Source organism: Chryseobacterium sp. C-71, from assembly GCF_020911865.1.
GTDB lineage: Bacteria > Bacteroidota > Bacteroidia > Flavobacteriales > Weeksellaceae > Chryseobacterium.
Genome location: NZ_CP087131.1, coordinates 1,694,704 through 1,711,154 on the forward strand (window position 1 = coordinate 1,694,704; position 16,451 = coordinate 1,711,154).

The window sequence follows — 16,451 nt, forward strand, 5'->3', positions numbered from 1 at the left end:
AAGCTCTGAAAAAATTCAGAGCTCAAATTTATTTAAATTATATCAGATTAATATCTAAATCCTCTATGATTAATGAAGTTATCAAAGTTATAACCTACACCAAGCATAAAGCTGTTTCCACCGTACTCCTGGATGTCAGACATTCCAAGGTTGTAAGTAGCACCCACCATGAATTTGTTGAATCTTACTTTTACAACTGGTGAAATACTCAACTGCTGGTTGTCAAATCTGTTTTGAACACCTCTGTAGCTTACCCCGAAAGAGAATGCATTGATGTCATTTGAGAATGTAGCCATCAAGTTTAAATCCATCATTCTGGTAGAATTCGTATTTAAATTGATTAAAGCTGAAGGAGTAATGGCAATATTGTCTGCAATCTTCCAGTCGTATCCTAAGTTTAAGAAGAATTTGATTGGTGATGGCTCGTAGTTGTTTACGATAGACTCGTCATTGCTTAATGCAATATCGTTTACGGAAATACCTCCAAATAATCCTTTATAAGTAGCCGCTAAACCGAAGTTTGCATATGCCATAAAAATATTACTTTCGTTTCCTTGCAATAATGGATCGTAACCGTCTTCTGTGTTAATTTTAGAATAATCAAAATTCATATTGTAAAAGTTAACACTTGTACCAAAAGAAAACTGATCTTTTCTTTCACCATCACTGCTTAAAGGGATGAAGTAAGAAGCTCCTGCTGTAATTCCTCCTGCAGATATAGGACCGTTGCTATCTCTAAAAACGGAAATACCCGCTCCCACTCTATCAAAAATATTAGCATTAATCCCGACAGACTGAACGTTCGGAGACTCGCTAAATTTTGAAAATTGTTGTTGATAGTTTAGATTAAGCTGTACATAGTCCGTTTTACCATATTGTGCAGGGTTGAACAGGAACTCACCATCTAAAAGATATTGCTGATAGTATGGTAATGATTCTTGTGCTTTGTACGCATTAGACAAAAGAGCTAAACATACGATAGCATATAGTTTTCTCATAACAAATCTTGATTTCAATTCAACAAATATAAAAAAATTCTCAATATATTTTTAGTTTTCTAAATAATTTCTCCATTTTTTTACGGCATCCGTCATATCTTGGGGCATTGGGCTCTCAAAATACAATTCCTTTTTGGTAGTGGGATGTATAAATCCTAAAGTATGGGCATGAAGTGCATGTCTTGGTAAAATATCAAATACATTTTTCACAAAGTGCTTATACTTAGGTAGATTAACTCCTCGAAGGGCGACATTTCCTTCATATCTTGCATCATTAAAGAGTGTATGACCAATATGTTTGAAATGCGCACGGATTTGGTGGGTTCTTCCTGTTTCCAATTTACATTCTACCCAAGTCATGTATTTAAATCTTTCTAAAACTTTATAATGCGTTACGGCATGCTTCCCCATGCTTCCGTCTGCATAAGTGTACATCTGCATTCTATTCTTAGGATGTCTGCCTATGTGACCCGTTATGGTGCCTTCGTCATCTTTTACGTTGCCCCAAACAAAAGCCCAATACAATCTTTTGGTTTTTCTTTCAAAAAACTGCTTTGCAAGAAAACTTAGTGAGTATTCGTTTTTGGCAATTACTAAAAGTCCTGAAGTATCTTTATCAATTCTGTGAACCAATCCTACTCTATCCAAATCTGATTTTTCACCTTTCTTATCAAAATGAAAAGCCAGTGCGTTCACCAAAGTTCCATCCCAATTCCCAAATCCTGGATGTACTACCATTCCGGGATCTTTATCTACAACAACCAAATCGTCATCTTCATAAACAATATTAATAGGGATATCCTGAGGAATAATCACATTCAATCTCGGTGGATGCGCAAGCAACAAAGAAATCTGATCTCCGGGCTTTACACGATAGTTTTGCTTTACAGGATTTCCGTTAACCACAACATTCCCGGCTCTGCAGGTTTGCGAAATTTTATTTCTTGAAGAATTCTGACGGAAGTTTAAGAGAAATTTATCAATTCTTAAAGGTTCCTGCTTACCATCAACGATAATGTTCACATGCTCATACAAACCTTTGTTTTCCTCATCAATATCTACATTGTTGGGATCTAATAATTCTTCGTCTAAAAAATCTTCGTTATCTTCTGTCATTCTATTCTTTTTACATAAAAGGCTTCAACATTTTAAAGTTGAAGCCTGAATTTTTTATCAATATATTTTTTATTGAATCGTTACCTTCTTAGCTTTAGGCTTATCAGCCACAGGTGTTGTCGTCGGTTTAGCCTTATTGTCTGTACTGGTTGTAGTGGTCTTAGGCTTCACTTCAGTGGTTTTTGTTGTACTTACAGGCTTAGACGTTGCAGAAACTGCCGGCTTCGGACTAGCCGGTTTTGGTGTAACTGCAGGTGGCGGTACCGCATTTACCGGCTCATCCTGAAAATTAGGAACTTCTTCATATCTTATCGGAGGAAGTGTAGTATCAATTTTCATTCTGTATGTAGAATTTAGCTGATCAATTCTGTCACGTAATTCCGCAGGAGTTTTCTTACTTGCCCAAAGGTCTATCTGCATCCCCTGATCTCGTGCATCACCTGCCGCAGGATCTTGATAATATACGATGTCAGATTCATCTTTCCCACCATCTTCATGCTCTACAATTCCTACTTCAAAAAGATTTCTGGCAATATATGCTCTTGCTTCTTTTACAGTAAGGCCTACAACATTAGGAATGGTAATATTTCTCATAGGACCAGACCCAATTACAACATCAACGGTAGAAAATCTAGGTAAAAGTGATCCAGGTTTTAAAGAATTACCTTTAAATAAAATTCTAAGAACCGCATCTTTTTGAATACTCGGCTCAAAGATAGTATCACCAACCTTCAACCCTACCCGATCAAGTCTCTGGAATGCCAATCCTGAATATTTATTGATAACATCAGGAACGATAACAGGAGCCCAGCTTTTAGGGTTCACCATCAGTTGAATTGCTCTTCCGTCTTTCACACGAGATCCGGGTGCAGGATAAACTTTCAAAACCTGAAGAGGTCTGAATTTCGGATTATACGCAGCGCTGTCTACTTCGTAGTCGAGCCCGTTGTCTTCTAATATTTTGACGGCGTCATGTACAGATTTATTAATAACGTTAGGAACAGGAATTTCCTGACCATGGTTGGTATGATACTCTAACCAACGAAACGTAAGCCATACCAATCCCACAAAAATTGCGATTGCTACTAGCAAATTAACTAAAACTTTCCAATTGAAAAGTGATTTAAGCATACTTAAAAATACTTGAATTATAACGGCAAATATAACTAATAATTTTTGATTGCACTTTTTATTTAACAGAATTAGCATTTGTTTCAAATTTTCTGAAATTCAATTCGTGCGTGATATAATTTCATTAAATTTGCCTTAAATGATACAAACGGATATGAGCAAAAAACACGTTGCCGTAGTAATGGGAGGCTATTCTGACGAATATAAAGTTTCCCTGAAAAGTGGACAATTGATCTATGATTCTTTAGACAGAGATCTTTATAATGTATATAAAATTGTCATTCTCAAGGATGAATGGTATTTTTTAGATGAAAATGAGAACAAACTTCCTATTAATAAAGGAGATTTTTCGGTTAATTTAAATAATAATGAAACTTTAAAATTTGATGTCTGCTTCAACATTATCCACGGAACTCCCGGTGAAAACGGAATTTTGCAGGCGTATTGGGATGCAATCGGACAAACCTATACCGGTTGTGATTTTTACCAAAGCGCTTTAACGTTTAATAAAAAAGATACTTTAGCCGTTTTATCTAAGTATGGAATTCCGTCTGCGAAAAGTGTGTATTTAAGAAAAGGAGAAGATATTAACGTTGATGAAATTATCGAAAATCTTGGACTTCCTGTTTTTGTAAAGCCCAATCAATCTGGTTCTTCATTGGGAATTTCTAAGGTAAAGGATTCTTCTGAATTAATTGCTGCAACAGAAATTGCTTTTAAAGAAGATAATGAAATTTTAATTGAAAGTTTCCTCGACGGTATGGAAGTTTCCGTAGGTGTGATAGATTTCAAAGGCGAAACTATTGTTTTGGGAATTACAGAAATTGTTCCTCAAAATGAGTTTTTCGATTACGAAGCGAAATATGAAGGCGCTTCGGAAGAAATTACTCCGGCAAGAATCGATGCTGAAACCACAAAAAGAGTGGAAGAAATTGCAAAAAGAGCTTACGATTCTTTAGGAATGAGTGGTTTTTCAAGAAGTGAATTTATTTTAATGGATGGCATTCCATATATGCTGGAAATGAATACCAACCCTGGATTTTCTCCGGCAAGTATTCTTCCTCAACAGGCGAAAATCTATGGAATTTCGATTAAAGATCTTTGCGGAAACGAGGTTGAAAAAGCTTTACAAAAAAGAAACTAGATATTTAGAAGTTAGATATTAGAGTAAATAACAACTCATAATTGATAACCCATAACTTATAACTTTATTTGCGCATGAAAATTGCTGTTTTCCCGGGGTCTTTTGATCCTATTACATTAGGACATTACGATATTATTGAGAGAGCTGCGGCACTTTTCGACAAAGTGATTATTGCCATCGGACAAAATTCTCAGAAGAAATACATGTTTCCACTTGAAAAAAGAATGGAATTCATCCAAAATTCGGTCGCTGACTTTCCCAACGTCGAAGTAGATCATTTTGAAGGACTTACGGTCGATTACTGTTTCGAAAAAAATGCTCAGTTTATCCTTCGAGGTTTAAGAAATCCTGCAGATTTTGAATTTGAAAAAGCCATCGCTCACACCAATCGCACTTTAGCCCACAAAAAACTCGAAACCGTTTTCTTACTGACCTCATCAGGAAAATCATTCATCAGCAGCAGCATCGTGAGAGAAATTATCAATCATGGCGGCGAATATGAATTATTGGTTCCGGACGCAGTGCGCGTTGAAAAATAATCGATAAATGATCGTTGATAATTGATTCATTTATCATCATTAATAAATATATGCATCAACAGTTCAATCTCATCATAGAAATTCTCGGAACCATATCCTTTGCGATGTCTGGGAGCTTTGCTGCGATGCAGAAGCGACTTGATCCGTTCGGAGTTTTGATTATTGCCTTCGTTACTTCGGTTGGTGGTGGAACGGTAAGAGATTTACTCTTGGATATTCCGGTTTTTTGGATGCATGATCTTTTGATGTGCGGTCTTATTTTGGCAACGAGTATTTTCTCAATGATCTTTAAATCGATTGAGAAAAATTTCAAAGTCACTTTATTTATTTTCGACAGCTTCGGATTGGGATTATTTACGATTATCGGCGTACAGAAAGGTCTAAATGCAGACATCCATCCTTTGATTTGTATAGGATTAGGAACCATAACGGGCTGTTTTGGAGGAATTATTCGGGATATTTTATTAAATAGAATCCCATTAATTTTTAGAAAAGAAATCTACGCAAGTGCCTGTATTATCGGCGGTTCAACTTTTTTATTACTGACCCATTTTACTACACTTTCTTATACTTTCATTCAGATTTTCACAATTTTAATGATTGTAAGCGTCAGAACCTTAGCCGTGAAATACCATTGGCAGATTCCTAAATTTTATGGATATGAGAGTAATTCTGAAATGTAGATTGAGTTACAAAACATAAAAAATGCACCAAACGATTTGGTGCATTTTTATTTTATTTAAATCAATTATTTCTTAAAACTTCCCTCTGTTTCTCATGTGAGGATTGTGAATATGCTTCTGCATTGTAGGCATTTTCAACTGATCTTTCATCATTTTGATCTGATCGGTCATCATTCCAGCAGTATCCAATGCTTTAGCTTCATCCAGAAGTCTTTGTCCTTCCTGTCTTCTTCCTTTAGAAATTGCACCTGCAGCTAGATTTAAAGTAGCCATTGCTCTGTCGTGCTTCATATTGAGACCATATTCCAATGCTTTTTTCATCAAAGGCTCAACTTTCGTAGGATGATCCTGAGCCAAAACCAAACCTTGTAAGTAGTGGTAATAACCGTATTGGGTTTTATGAAGCTCTGTTTTATAATCTTTAATATTATTTAAAAACTTTGACGCTTTTACCATATCCTGTTTTCTCAGTTGCCAGAATGCCAAAAGGATATTTTCGTTTTTAAAGAAAAGAAAAATTGGCAAAGCAGCCAAAAGGAAAACCACGATTCCCCAGCCTAAGTTTCTTGTGAAAATCATCATATATAAGCCTCCCAAAATAAGAAGTGCCCCTACTACGATTTTTATGTATTTATTCATTATTAAAATTTAGAAGTGCAAAGATAATAAATTTGGTTGATTGTTCATTGTATATCGTCTTTTGTAAAATTATCGCCCATCAACGTTTAATGTTCAATTTTCTCATACGTCTGAAAACTAAAATCGTATTGGTTTTTATCATCTTTCTCATGAAAAACCTCTTCCGTTAGCTTCCAGATTTTCGGGTCGATTTTTGGAAAAAAAGTATCGGCCTTCAACTCAGCTTTTACCAAAGTAACTTCAAGCTTATCAGCAATTTCCATGGTTTGTTCGTAGATATTTCCGCCACCGATGATGAAAACATTTTCATCGATTTTCTTTGCAAATTTCACAGCTTCTTTAATGCTTCCTACAATTAAAATTCCTTCTTCGAACCAATTTTTCTTTCTAGAAATGACAATATTGGTACGGTTTGGAAGTGCTTTCCCGATGCTTTCATAAGTTTTTCTTCCCATGATGATCGGGTGTCCCGATGTGAGGTCTTTAAAATGTTTTAGATCTTTCGGGAGATGCCAAAGCAATTGGTTATCAGCACCAATTTCGTTTTTCTCGCCCATTGCCACCACTATTGTTGTCATTCAATTTATTTTCTGCAAAATTAGCACATAATTTGTATATTTGGGTAGCACAACAAAATTTTAAATTATTAAGTCTTCATCATTGAAAACCTTTTAATTTGAAGATCATTTATTCAAATAATTATTAGAAACAAATAAACACTTAAACATGAAAAACAAAGGTTGCCTGAGCGCCGGAACCATCGGTATTGCTCTACTTATTATCGTTGCTGTATTATTTTTCTGGGGAAAAAGCGGATACAATAAATTCGTAACGCAGGAACAAAACGTTAACACAAAATGGTCTAACGTTGAAACTGTCTATCAAAAAAGGGCGAACTTAATTCCTAATTTAGAAAGAACGGTGAAATCTTATTCAAAATTTGAGCAGGAAACACTGACGAAAGTTGTGGAAGCTCGTTCTAAAGCTACATCGATCAACATCGATCCTACAAATATGACTGAAGCTGATATGGCCAAATTCCAAGCAGCACAGGGAGAATTATCTGGTGCACTGAGCCGATTGATGGCAGTTGTTGAGTCTTACCCAAATTTGAAAGCAGATCAACAGTTTATCAATTTCCAGAGAGAATATATTGCGATTGAGAACAGCATTCGTTCAGAAACGGTTTACTACAACAAAGCGGCAGAAGAATACAATGTTTCAATAAAAACATTCCCGAATAATATCTTGGCAAATTTCACCAATTTCAAAGAAAGACCACAGTTTAAAGCAGCTGCAGGAGCTGAAAAAGCACCGGACGTTTTCACAGAATAATGAGCCATTATCTAACAGATCAACAGATAGCTTCCCTTGTGGAAGCTATTCAGTCGGCAGAAGATCATTCTACCGGAGAAATTCGTGTGCACATTGATTCTACCACCGAAAATAACAATGCAGAGATTGCTTATGAAGTTTTCAACGAATTATGTAAAGATAAAACCGCAGAAAAAAATGCGGTTCTCTTTCATATTAATTTTGAAAAGAAATACCTCACTATTATTGGTGACACTGGCATTCATGCAAAAGTACATCAATCGTATTGGGATCATCTGCACGACTTTATCACTTCAGAATTTGCAAAAGGCAATTATCACAAAGCTTTAAAAAGTGCCATTCTCGAAACCGGTCTCGAACTCAAAAAACATTTTCCGGTAACGGGAGAAAACCACAACGAACTTCCCAATGAGATTACGTTCTCTTAAAATATTATTTTCATTTGTATTCATTTGCTTGTACACTATCGTATCAGCACAATACACTATTCCTGAAAAACCTGCGGTTTTATATCCGGTATATGATGAAGGCAATTTGCTGACGCAGCAGGAAAAAACTGAACTCAACAATAAGCTCATTAAATTTGCAGATTCTACCTCAACGGAAATTGAAGTAATCATCATTCCGTCAACCAAAGGAGAAGACATCAATTATCTCGCAACAATGTTTGGTGAACAATGGGGAATCGGACAAAAAGACGTTGACAACGGGATCGTTTTTTTAATTGCCACGCAAGACAGAACTATGTCAATCCAGCAAGGGCGGGCGGTTGAACAATATCTAACGGCATCAGTTGCCGGACAGATTATAGATTATATTGTGACCCCAAATTTCAAGCAAGGAAAATGGTATGAAGGAATCAATGGCGGAACGACCGCCATTATGGATGCGGTTCAGGGAAAGTTCAAACCATTAACCAATCATAAAAAATCAGGAGATATCAATGTTTCAAAACTCCTCCTTATCGGATTTGTGATCTTCATTATTTTGATCTTCCTTTTCAGAAATAAAGGCGGTGGCGACGATGACGGCGATGTCATGATTAGCCGAAGAGGTCGAAGAAATTATCCTGGCGGATTCTTCCCTTTCCCTTTTCCCGGCAGTTTTGGTGGTGGAGGCTTTGGCGGTGGAAGTTCCGGCGGTGGCGGCGGTTTTGGAGGCTTCGGAGGAGGCGGAAGTTTTGGTGGCGGCGGAGCTTCTGGTGGATGGTAGATTAACATAATACTACTATGAAATATTCTTTACCATCAATTACATTAAACTTTATTGTGATTTGGTTAACATTAAGAATAAATGTTTCAATTTTTGAAAAGTACATAAATGCTGATGGAAAAACGAAAGCACTTTTTGGACTGATTGAATTACAATACAGCTACAAATATTGTTTTCTCTTAATTATATTGGTTTCGGTTATCTTTTTATTTTACTCTTATAAAAACAATGAAAGGGTATTTATGAAAATCGCAGCATTAATTTTACTTGTGCTTGCAATTTTATCAATATTTACAAGTTTTTGGAAATGGTTTATTTAGTCTGAAGCTTATGAAAATAACATATTTTTTTCTACCTATTGTGTTAATTTCTTTTTCATGTTCTGAAAAAAAAGACACAAATAAAATATCAGATCAAAAGCCTGAATCAAGCAACATTGAAATTTTTATAGAAAACAAAGATTCTGAATATGCCAAAACCGAATTAGAAAATGCAAAAATCAGCAATGAATTTTCACCAACAAAAGTAATTCTCGATCCAAAAACAGCAGTAGAAATTTCTGAAAGCATTTTGTTTCCTATTTATGGCAAAGAAAACATCATCAAACAAAGACCTTATGATGTACACTTCATTCATGGATATTATATCATTAAGGGAACTTTTCCAGAACCACAAATTGGCGGAACATTTATAATCATTATCAATTCTAAAGATGGTAAAGTGATAAAACTTACACATGGAGAATAAATATATTTCTAATCGTCAATTCCCATTTCATCAATTAAATTTTCCTTAAAACTCATCTAATTATTAATTTTTTCATCTTATTTTTCATTATATTTACTAAAAACAGGTTCTATGAAGAAAACGCTGGCAGTTTTTGCGCACCCTTATCTGGAACACTCAAACTCAAATGTAGAATTGATCAACTTCTACGTTCGTCATCAGCATTTTACCTTACGCGATCTTTACGAAGAATATCCCGATTTTCATATTGCTGCTTTTCGGGAACGAAAAAGGTTGAAAAATTACGACCGTTTTATCTTTCAGTTTCCAATCATCTGGTTCGGAATGCCGCCTTTGCTGAGACTTTGGATTGACGAAGTTTTCGACAGAAACTGGCTCAATGAGGGTGAAGAAAATCCTTTGGAAGGCAAAGAAGTATATATTGTTGTAACTACCGGCGGAAAAGAAAGATCTTTCAGCAGAGAGGGAACGTATCACTATACTGTTGAAGAATTAATCAGCGGTCTTATTGTTTCGTTAAAAGTTTTTAAAGCCAACATCAAAGATATCATTATCGTATATGAAGCCAATAAACTGTCAAAAAAAGAAATTATTTTACACAAACAAAAATTTGCAGAACTTTTAAATCAATAATATGGAATCTACTTTAGCCATGAATACCCTGCTTTTCCTGGGCGTAGCCATTATTATGGTTCCGCTGGCAAGGAAATTAGGATTAAGCTCTGTCATCGGCTATATTTTAGGTGGAATTATTATCGGTCCATACGCTCTAAAACTGACAGGAAAAGACGTTAACGACATTATGCATGCCAGTGAATTTGGAGTGATTATGCTTTTATTTTTAGTTGGATTAGAATTGGAACCCAGAAAATTCTGGGAAATGCGAAAGAAAATTCTAGGGTTGGGTATGACGCAGATGGTTCTTACCATTCTTTTGCTCTTTCTCATCTTCGTCACTTTCGGATGGAAAACAGACAAAGCCATTGCCGTTGCCATGTGTTTCGCCTTATCGTCGACAGCAATTGTTCTACAGACTTTACAGGAAAAAAACAGTTTCAAAACAGTTGCAGGTGAGGCATCCTTCTCTACCCTTTTATTTCAGGATATTGCGGTGATTCCTATTTTAGCGATTTTGCCTTTGCTTGCGCATTCTAAAGTGAAACATAACGAAAATGAGGTTCAGGTTTTAATACAGAAACTGCCTGAATGGTTGCAGGCTGGAACGGTCATCATGGGCGTGGTTATTTTGATTTTATTGGGAAGATACGTTTTCGTTCCTTTTTTAAGATATGTTTCAAAAGCCGGAATGACAGAATTATTAACAGCTTCTTCCCTATTTCTGGTCATCGGTGTTTCAGAATTAATGGTCTCCATAGGTCTGTCTCCTGCTTTAGGAGCTTTCCTTGCAGGTGTAATGTTGGCAAACAGCGAATTTCGTCATGAATTGGAAGCACAGATTGACCCGTTCAAAGGATTGCTTTTGGCAGTTTTCTTTGTGAGCGTCGGTTCAACGATGAATTTTAATGTTATTGCAGCAGATCCTTTATTTATTTTCTCTACGGTTTTTACCGTTCTTGCTGTAAAATTTGCGGTTCTTTTTGCTATCGGTAAATTTTTCAAAATGGATAATCCTCAAAGCTTATTCTACGCATTCGCACTTTCGCAAGTTGGAGAATTTGCTTTTGTACTGATTAATTATGGTTCAGACCTGTATCTTTTTGGAGAAGAATTAAATGCACAGATGATGGCTGTTACAGCGATCACCATGTGTATCACTCCTTTCTTATTAATTATTAATGATAAAATAATAACGCCAAGATTCATTAAAGGAATTCCTGACGACCAAAGTGATTTTAATATTCTTGAAAACAATATTGCACAAAAGAAAATTATCATCGTTGGTTTTGGGCATTTTGGAAGTACTGTTGGGCGTTTATTGAAAGCCAATAAAATTACTGCAACCGTTCTCGACAGAGATTCTGACCGTGTGAAGTTGTTGCGAGGATATGGTTTTAAAGTATATTACGGTGACGCCACGAGAATTCCTGTATTGAGAGCTGCCGGAATTGATGATGCTCAAATTTTAATTCTCTGTCTTGATAATTCCGGCGATAATAAGTTTATTGCTGAACTCGTGAGCGAACAATATCCTGATGTAAAAATCTTTGTACGTGCAAAAAACAGAATCGATGCCTATTCTTATTTAAATAACGGAATCGACAATATTTACCGTGAAACTTTAGGCACTGCAGTAGATATGGCTGTAGATGTCCTTCACGAAACAGGTATGCGAAAATATGCTGCTCGTCGTCTCGGACAACGCTTCATGGCGATTGATAAAGCCTCTATCAGAAAACTGGCAAAATCTGATGACGATGATGAAATCCGTCTGTTTACAACAAAAGAACTCCTCCAGAGAGAGGAGGAGCTTTTAGCATATGACAACCTTAATTTTGATGGTAAAAACTGGGAAGGTTCTTCATCAACTGCCGAAGAAGACGATGAGGAAAAAGATTAAATTATTGAATAGAAACACTTCCACCGCTGCTTTCTTCTTTTTTCACGGTCGTTACATTTCCTTTTTTATAAACATTGACGCTTCCTCCGGAAGAAGCAGATCCTTCAACTGTCAAACTTGCACTTACTTCAACACTGGCACCGCTTGACGCATCAGCTTTTAGGTTTTCTACCATCACCTCTTTTGCCGAAATACTGCTTCCTGATGATGAAGTTAGATTAGCATTTTTACTTTTACCTGAGATGGTTACTTCCCCAGCCGAAGAAGCTTCAACATTTAGATTGACCGCCCAGATATTTCCTTTAAAACTTCCGCTGCTTCCTGCATCAATATCCATGTCATTCGCTTCAAGTTTTCCAGATATATGACCTGAACTTGAAATTTCAACATCCGTTTTATCTTGTGTAAACTGATCTCTCACTATAATAATCCCTGCAGAATTGGCTTCTAATTTCTTGAAATCTTTAGCATAAATTTTAGCTTTCACGTTATTTGTATTCATCACTCGGAAACCCGTTTTATAATGAATATGAAGTTCGCCACCGCTGTTATCAACCAAAACCTCATCGATGATGTTTGCTGGTGCGGAAATCACTACTTTTTCAACATCAGATTTAATAATTTCAGCTTCAATCGCTTGAGAAACTTCAATTTCGTCAAAATTCCCGCTAAATTCTTTTTGTTTTAAAGGTCCGTGATCTTTATTGGTGACATCAGGGAGCCATTTTGATTTTTCAGATTTTTCGTTACATGCTGAAAGAACAATAAGTCCTAAAAAAAGTAAAATTGTAGGATATTTCATGGTTTGGTTTTAATTAATTTCGTTTGTATATTATTAATAACAACTAAAATATAAAAAATATTACATCTTTAAAAATAATTCATTACAAATACATTTGATGCTTATTTACAATAGATTTTGACATTCATCTTAAACATAGATATTTAATAAAACTAAAAAAATATTATCAAGCAGCAATAACCAAAATAAAAGCACAAAATATTTATCAAATAGTTTTAATATCTTTAGACTTTAATAATAAAATCACCTATGAAGATAGGCGATAGCATATATAATCTACCTATGAAAAACATTTCATCAGTATTGTTAGTTTCTGCTTTGGCATTCAATTATTCTTGTACTACCACAATGAAAACAAACGACATAAAACAGGAAATTCCTGTTCCTGATTCTTCGCTTTCTTCCAATCCGTTTATGAAGAAAAGCAAGCTTCAATACGAAACCCCGGAATTTGATAAAATTAAAAACGAGCACTTTAAACCCGCTTTTGAATTCGGTTTAAAACAGCACGATGCAGAGATTTTAAAAATCGCCAACAATTCTGAAACTGCAACTTTTGACAATACAATCGTTGCATTGGAGAAAAGCGGAGAAGTTTTAAAAAGAGCGATGATTGTATTTTCAAATCTGACGAGTGCAAATACAAATCCTACATTACAGGCATTAGACGAAGAGTACGCTCCTATTTTCGCGGCTCATTCTGACAAAATGTATCTGAATGAAAATCTTTATAAAAGAATTAAATCAATCACAGAAAACGGTTTAGATTCTGAAAGCAAAAGATTATTACAGTTTTATAAGCAAAACTTTGAAATCGCAGGAGCCAATCTGTCTTCGGCTGACAAAGAAAAATTAAAGCAGGTCAATCAGGAATTGGCTTCTCTTTCCACTCAATATTCCAATAAATTATTGGAAGCGAGAAAGCAAGGTGGTGTTTTCTTTTCTGAAGCAAAAGAATTAGACGGACTTTCCGCTGACGAAATTTCGGCAGCAGCAAGTGATGCAAAAACTGCAGGACAACCCGGAAAATATCTTTTAGCTTTACAAAATACAACACAGCAACCTCTTTTGCAAAACCTGAAAAACAGAGCAACAAGAGAAAAACTATTCAAAGCTTCTTGGACAAGAGCTGAAAAAAGCGACGGAAATGACACAAGAGAAACGATTGAAAAATTAGCCAAGCTTAGACTTAAAAAAGCTCAGATTTTAGGCAAAAAAAGTTTCGCAGAATGGAAATTACAGGATCAGATGGCAAAAAAACCTGAAGCTGCTGTAAAACTGATGAATCAAGTCGCAACTCCTGCTGTAGAAACAGCAAAACGTGAAGCAAAAGATATTCAGGATTTGATTGATCAGCAGAAAGGAGGTTTCAAAGTAGAACCTTGGGACTGGAATTTTTATGCTGAACAGGTGAGAAAAGCCAAATTTGATTTAGATGAAAACCAAATCAAACCTTATTTTGAAATCACGACCGTTTTGGAAAAAGGAGTTTTCTTCGCTGCCGAAAAATTCTACGGATTAACTTTCAAAAAGAGAACCGATCTTCCTGTATACCATCCAGATGTTGTAACCTACGAAGTTTTCGATCATGACGGAAAATCTATCGCTATTTATTATCTTGATTTCTACACAAGGGATTCTAAAAGCGGTGGAGCTTGGATGAGCAATTATGTTGAGCAATCCTATTTATTGGGAACAAAGCCTGTAATAGTAAACTGCTACAATTACCAAAAACCTGCTCCGGGTAAACCTTCATTAATCAGTTTTGATGATGTTTCAACAATTTTCCATGAGTTTGGTCACTCCATTCACGGAATGTTTGCAAGCCAGAAATACCCATCACTTTCAGGAACTAATGTTCCGAGAGATTTTGTGGAATTCCCTTCTCAGATTAATGAACATTGGGCATTAGATCCTGTTGTTTTGAAAAACTACGCTTTACATTACGAAACAAAACAGCCTATTCCACAGGCTTTGGTTGATAAAATTAAAAAAGCAGCAACTTTCAATCAAGGTTATATGACGACTGAATTGGTTTCTGCTGCAGCTTTGGATATGGATTGGCATTCTGTAACGAACGACGGGCAATTGCTTCCTGTTTTAGATTTTGAAAAACAATCTTTAAATAATCACGGATTTACTTTGGCAACCGTTCCTCCAAGATATCACACTCCTTATTTTGCACACATTTGGGGCGGAGGATATTCGGCAGGATATTACGCTTATTTGTGGTCTGAAACTTTAGACAATGACGCTTGGGAATGGATTTCAAAGAACGGTGGCTTGACAAGAGAAAATGGTGACCGTTTCAGAAAATATATTCTTTCTGTAGGAAATTCTGTTGATTTGAATCAGGCATTCAGAGATTTTACAGGACACGATCCGGATATCAAACCGTTGTTGAGAAGCAGAGGTTTTATTAAATAAATTTTAAAAGCATTCATTTTTTGGATGCTTTTTGTTTTCAAATGGTAGTGTTTTTTTTAATCTCCCACAGATTGCACAGATTAAAATATAACGCAAGCATCCGTGGAAATCTGTGCAATCTGTGGGAGAGATATTATTTGCGAAAAAATATTCGTGTAAATTTGCCTTTTAAAATTTAAAAAAATGAATTGTCCCTGCTGCTCCGGAAAAACCTACGAAGAATGCTGTAAACCTTATCACACCGGAGAAAAATTTGCTCCAACTGCCGAAGCATTGATGCGTTCAAGATTTTCTGCATTTGCCATTCCGAATGGAAAATATTTAATGGAAACAACTTCGCCCGGAAAAAGACAGTTTCACAATACAAAAGATTTGCAGGAATGGGGAGAAATCAATGAATGGACAAAACTGGAAATCGTAGACAAACCATCGATGAATAAAGTAGAATTCAAAGCACATTATACTGATGAAGACGGACAAAACCAAATTCACCACGAATTATCGCTCTTCAAAATGATTCAAAACCGTTGGTATTATGTTTCGGGAGAATTTTTAGACTAATTATTTAACAAAAAAAATGTCCGATCAAAAAATCGGACATTTATATTATTCAAATACTTTGATTAATGAGCTTCGTTTCCGTCAATGCCGTGAGCATGACCGTGAGACAATTCTTCTTCAGTTGCAGGACGAGTATTTAAAATTTCAACCTGGAAATCTAAAACTTTCCCCGCCATTGGATGATTTAAATCTGCGATAACAACTTCTGGTGTAACTTCTACCACAAAAGCCTGGAAATTATTTCCTTCGTTATCAGACAAAGGCAAAATAGCTCCCACTGGTGGAATTCCCGCTTCTCCAAACATATCGATTGGCAACTGAGCAATCGCATCTTCTTGCTTTTCACCATAAGCTTCTTCCGGCTGAATCACAAAAGCAGCAGTATCACCAGCTTTCAAACCGTGGATATTTTGTTCAAATTTAGGAATCATCATTCCCAAACCATATAAAAATGTAAGCGGATTTTCTGCAGTTGTTTCTTCTACAAGGATTTTGCTTCCATCCTCTTCGATAGTGTGAAGAATATACTTTACAGCTACCACATGATTGTTATCAATAGTCATATTTCTTTTTTTGCGTGATTTTTTTTCACGATTAAA

General features: G+C 35.8%; 19 protein-coding genes. 12 read left to right on the forward strand and 7 right to left on the reverse strand.

Annotation, left to right across the window (positions count from 1 at the left end; translation table 11 throughout):
- Positions 1 to 47: 47 nt before the first annotated feature.
- The 3 genes from LNP04_RS07680 to LNP04_RS07690 all read right to left on the reverse strand — a co-directional run bounded on the left by LNP04_RS07680 (position 48) and on the right by LNP04_RS07690 (position 3,245).
- Positions 48 to 998, reverse strand: coding sequence for a PorP/SprF family type IX secretion system membrane protein (locus LNP04_RS07680; RefSeq protein ID WP_229985941.1), 951 nt, complete (start codon positions 996 to 998; stop codon positions 48 to 50).
- Positions 999 to 1,049: 51 nt separating this feature from the next.
- Complete coding sequence (locus LNP04_RS07685) at positions 1,050 to 2,114, reverse strand: RluA family pseudouridine synthase (protein WP_229985942.1); 1,065 nt, start codon at positions 2,112 to 2,114, stop codon at positions 1,050 to 1,052.
- Between the two features lie 69 nt (positions 2,115 to 2,183).
- Positions 2,184 to 3,245, reverse strand: a complete 1,062-nt coding sequence (locus LNP04_RS07690; RefSeq protein WP_229985943.1) for a PASTA domain-containing protein — start codon at positions 3,243 to 3,245, stop codon at positions 2,184 to 2,186.
- 154 nt (positions 3,246 to 3,399) lie between these two features.
- Between LNP04_RS07690 and LNP04_RS07695 the strand changes: the two genes are divergently transcribed.
- The 3 genes from LNP04_RS07695 (at position 3,400) to LNP04_RS07705 (ending at position 5,611) form a co-directional block, all read left to right on the forward strand.
- Entirely contained in the window at positions 3,400 to 4,389 is a 990-nt protein-coding gene (locus LNP04_RS07695) for a D-alanine--D-alanine ligase (protein ID WP_229986281.1), read from the forward strand.
- Positions 4,390 to 4,463: 74 nt separating this feature from the next.
- Positions 4,464 to 4,928 carry a pantetheine-phosphate adenylyltransferase gene (gene coaD, locus LNP04_RS07700; RefSeq protein WP_129536075.1) on the forward strand — a complete coding sequence of 155 codons (465 nt, stop codon included), beginning with the start codon at positions 4,464 to 4,466 and terminating at the stop codon, positions 4,926 to 4,928.
- Positions 4,929 to 4,978: 50 nt separating this feature from the next.
- Positions 4,979 to 5,611, forward strand: coding sequence for a trimeric intracellular cation channel family protein (locus tag LNP04_RS07705; RefSeq protein WP_229985944.1), 633 nt, complete (start codon positions 4,979 to 4,981; stop codon positions 5,609 to 5,611).
- A gap of 72 nt (positions 5,612 to 5,683) precedes the next feature.
- Here LNP04_RS07705 and LNP04_RS07710 read toward each other — a convergent pair whose 3' ends face one another.
- Entirely contained in the window at positions 5,684 to 6,250 is a 567-nt protein-coding gene (locus tag LNP04_RS07710) for a DUF2892 domain-containing protein (protein WP_229985945.1), read from the reverse strand.
- 86 nt (positions 6,251 to 6,336) lie between these two features.
- Entirely contained in the window at positions 6,337 to 6,828 is a 492-nt protein-coding gene (locus LNP04_RS07715) for a dihydrofolate reductase (protein WP_129536071.1), read from the reverse strand.
- 148 nt (positions 6,829 to 6,976) lie between these two features.
- Between LNP04_RS07715 and LNP04_RS07720 the strand changes: the two genes are divergently transcribed.
- The 7 genes from LNP04_RS07720 to LNP04_RS07750 all read left to right on the forward strand — a co-directional run bounded on the left by LNP04_RS07720 (position 6,977) and on the right by LNP04_RS07750 (position 12,062).
- Complete coding sequence (locus LNP04_RS07720) at positions 6,977 to 7,585, forward strand: LemA family protein (RefSeq protein WP_129536070.1); 609 nt, start codon at positions 6,977 to 6,979, stop codon at positions 7,583 to 7,585.
- The gene (locus LNP04_RS07725; RefSeq protein WP_229985946.1) at positions 7,585 to 8,013 is read left to right on the forward strand and encodes a TPM domain-containing protein; all 429 of its coding nucleotides are present in this window, start codon (positions 7,585 to 7,587) and stop codon (positions 8,011 to 8,013) included. The genes LNP04_RS07720 and LNP04_RS07725 overlap by 1 nt, the downstream gene beginning before the upstream one ends.
- A complete protein-coding gene (locus LNP04_RS07730; protein WP_229985947.1) occupies positions 7,994 to 8,797 on the forward strand; it encodes a YgcG family protein in 804 nt (267 codons plus the stop codon). The genes LNP04_RS07725 and LNP04_RS07730 overlap by 20 nt, the downstream gene beginning before the upstream one ends.
- Before the next feature lie 17 nt (positions 8,798 to 8,814).
- Positions 8,815 to 9,117 (forward strand): hypothetical protein, encoded by a 303-nt coding sequence (locus tag LNP04_RS07735; RefSeq protein ID WP_229985948.1) that lies wholly within the window; start codon positions 8,815 to 8,817, stop codon positions 9,115 to 9,117.
- A 10-nt stretch (positions 9,118 to 9,127) separates the two neighbouring features.
- Positions 9,128 to 9,544, forward strand: a complete 417-nt coding sequence (locus LNP04_RS07740) for an NTF2 fold immunity protein (RefSeq protein ID WP_229985949.1) — start codon at positions 9,128 to 9,130, stop codon at positions 9,542 to 9,544.
- A gap of 111 nt (positions 9,545 to 9,655) precedes the next feature.
- Entirely contained in the window at positions 9,656 to 10,177 is a 522-nt protein-coding gene (locus LNP04_RS07745) for an NAD(P)H-dependent oxidoreductase (RefSeq protein WP_229985950.1), read from the forward strand.
- 1 nt (position 10,178) lies between these two features.
- Positions 10,179 to 12,062 (forward strand): monovalent cation:proton antiporter-2 (CPA2) family protein, encoded by a 1,884-nt coding sequence (locus tag LNP04_RS07750; RefSeq protein ID WP_229985951.1) that lies wholly within the window; start codon positions 10,179 to 10,181, stop codon positions 12,060 to 12,062.
- 1 nt (position 12,063) lies between these two features.
- Here the strand turns inward: LNP04_RS07750 and LNP04_RS07755 are convergent, their stop codons facing one another.
- On the reverse strand, positions 12,064 to 12,864 hold the full coding sequence (locus LNP04_RS07755) for a head GIN domain-containing protein (protein ID WP_229985952.1): 801 nt from the start codon (positions 12,862 to 12,864) through the stop codon (positions 12,064 to 12,066).
- A 282-nt stretch (positions 12,865 to 13,146) separates the two neighbouring features.
- On the opposite strand from LNP04_RS07755, the gene LNP04_RS07760 reads away from it, so the two are divergent.
- Together LNP04_RS07760 and LNP04_RS07765 are read left to right on the forward strand one after the other, a co-directional pair.
- Positions 13,147 to 15,291 carry a M3 family metallopeptidase gene (locus LNP04_RS07760; protein WP_229985953.1) on the forward strand — a complete coding sequence of 715 codons (2,145 nt, stop codon included), beginning with the start codon at positions 13,147 to 13,149 and terminating at the stop codon, positions 15,289 to 15,291.
- Between the two features lie 183 nt (positions 15,292 to 15,474).
- The gene (locus tag LNP04_RS07765) at positions 15,475 to 15,852 is read left to right on the forward strand and encodes a YchJ family protein (protein WP_229985954.1); all 378 of its coding nucleotides are present in this window, start codon (positions 15,475 to 15,477) and stop codon (positions 15,850 to 15,852) included.
- Between the two features lie 62 nt (positions 15,853 to 15,914).
- Here the strand turns inward: LNP04_RS07765 and LNP04_RS07770 are convergent, their stop codons facing one another.
- Positions 15,915 to 16,415, reverse strand: a complete 501-nt coding sequence (locus tag LNP04_RS07770) for a peptidylprolyl isomerase (protein ID WP_229985955.1) — start codon at positions 16,413 to 16,415, stop codon at positions 15,915 to 15,917.
- Between the last annotated feature and the right edge of the window lie 36 nt (positions 16,416 to 16,451).

Excerpts from the sequence above, each read along its gene's own strand:
- LNP04_RS07745 (WP_229985950.1), top strand. The coding sequence starts at position 9,656 with ATGAAGAAAACGCTGGCAGTTTTTGCGCACCCTTATCTGGAACACTCA.
- LNP04_RS07715 (WP_129536071.1), bottom strand. The coding sequence starts at position 6,828 with ATGACAACAATAGTGGTGGCAATGGGCGAGAAAAACGAAATTGGTGCT.
- LNP04_RS07680 (WP_229985941.1), bottom strand. The coding sequence starts at position 998 with ATGAGAAAACTATATGCTATCGTATGTTTAGCTCTTTTGTCTAATGCG.
- LNP04_RS07685 (WP_229985942.1), bottom strand. The coding sequence starts at position 2,114 with ATGACAGAAGATAACGAAGATTTTTTAGACGAAGAATTATTAGATCCC.
- LNP04_RS07770 (WP_229985955.1), bottom strand. The coding sequence starts at position 16,415 with ATGACTATTGATAACAATCATGTGGTAGCTGTAAAGTATATTCTTCAC.
- LNP04_RS07695 (WP_229986281.1), top strand. The coding sequence starts at position 3,400 with ATGAGCAAAAAACACGTTGCCGTAGTAATGGGAGGCTATTCTGACGAA.
- LNP04_RS07710 (WP_229985945.1), bottom strand. The coding sequence starts at position 6,250 with ATGAATAAATACATAAAAATCGTAGTAGGGGCACTTCTTATTTTGGGA.
- LNP04_RS07760 (WP_229985953.1), top strand. The coding sequence starts at position 13,147 with ATGAAAAACATTTCATCAGTATTGTTAGTTTCTGCTTTGGCATTCAAT.
- LNP04_RS07735 (WP_229985948.1), top strand. The coding sequence starts at position 8,815 with ATGAAATATTCTTTACCATCAATTACATTAAACTTTATTGTGATTTGG.
- LNP04_RS07750 (WP_229985951.1), top strand. The coding sequence starts at position 10,179 with ATGGAATCTACTTTAGCCATGAATACCCTGCTTTTCCTGGGCGTAGCC.
- LNP04_RS07740 (WP_229985949.1), top strand. The coding sequence starts at position 9,128 with ATGAAAATAACATATTTTTTTCTACCTATTGTGTTAATTTCTTTTTCA.
- LNP04_RS07755 (WP_229985952.1), bottom strand. The coding sequence starts at position 12,864 with ATGAAATATCCTACAATTTTACTTTTTTTAGGACTTATTGTTCTTTCA.
- LNP04_RS07720 (WP_129536070.1), top strand. The coding sequence starts at position 6,977 with ATGAAAAACAAAGGTTGCCTGAGCGCCGGAACCATCGGTATTGCTCTA.
- LNP04_RS07690 (WP_229985943.1), bottom strand. The coding sequence starts at position 3,245 with ATGCTTAAATCACTTTTCAATTGGAAAGTTTTAGTTAATTTGCTAGTA.
- LNP04_RS07730 (WP_229985947.1), top strand. The coding sequence starts at position 7,994 with ATGAGATTACGTTCTCTTAAAATATTATTTTCATTTGTATTCATTTGC.
- LNP04_RS07765 (WP_229985954.1), top strand. The coding sequence starts at position 15,475 with ATGAATTGTCCCTGCTGCTCCGGAAAAACCTACGAAGAATGCTGTAAA.
- coaD (WP_129536075.1), top strand. The coding sequence starts at position 4,464 with ATGAAAATTGCTGTTTTCCCGGGGTCTTTTGATCCTATTACATTAGGA.
- LNP04_RS07705 (WP_229985944.1), top strand. The coding sequence starts at position 4,979 with ATGCATCAACAGTTCAATCTCATCATAGAAATTCTCGGAACCATATCC.
- LNP04_RS07725 (WP_229985946.1), top strand. The coding sequence starts at position 7,585 with ATGAGCCATTATCTAACAGATCAACAGATAGCTTCCCTTGTGGAAGCT.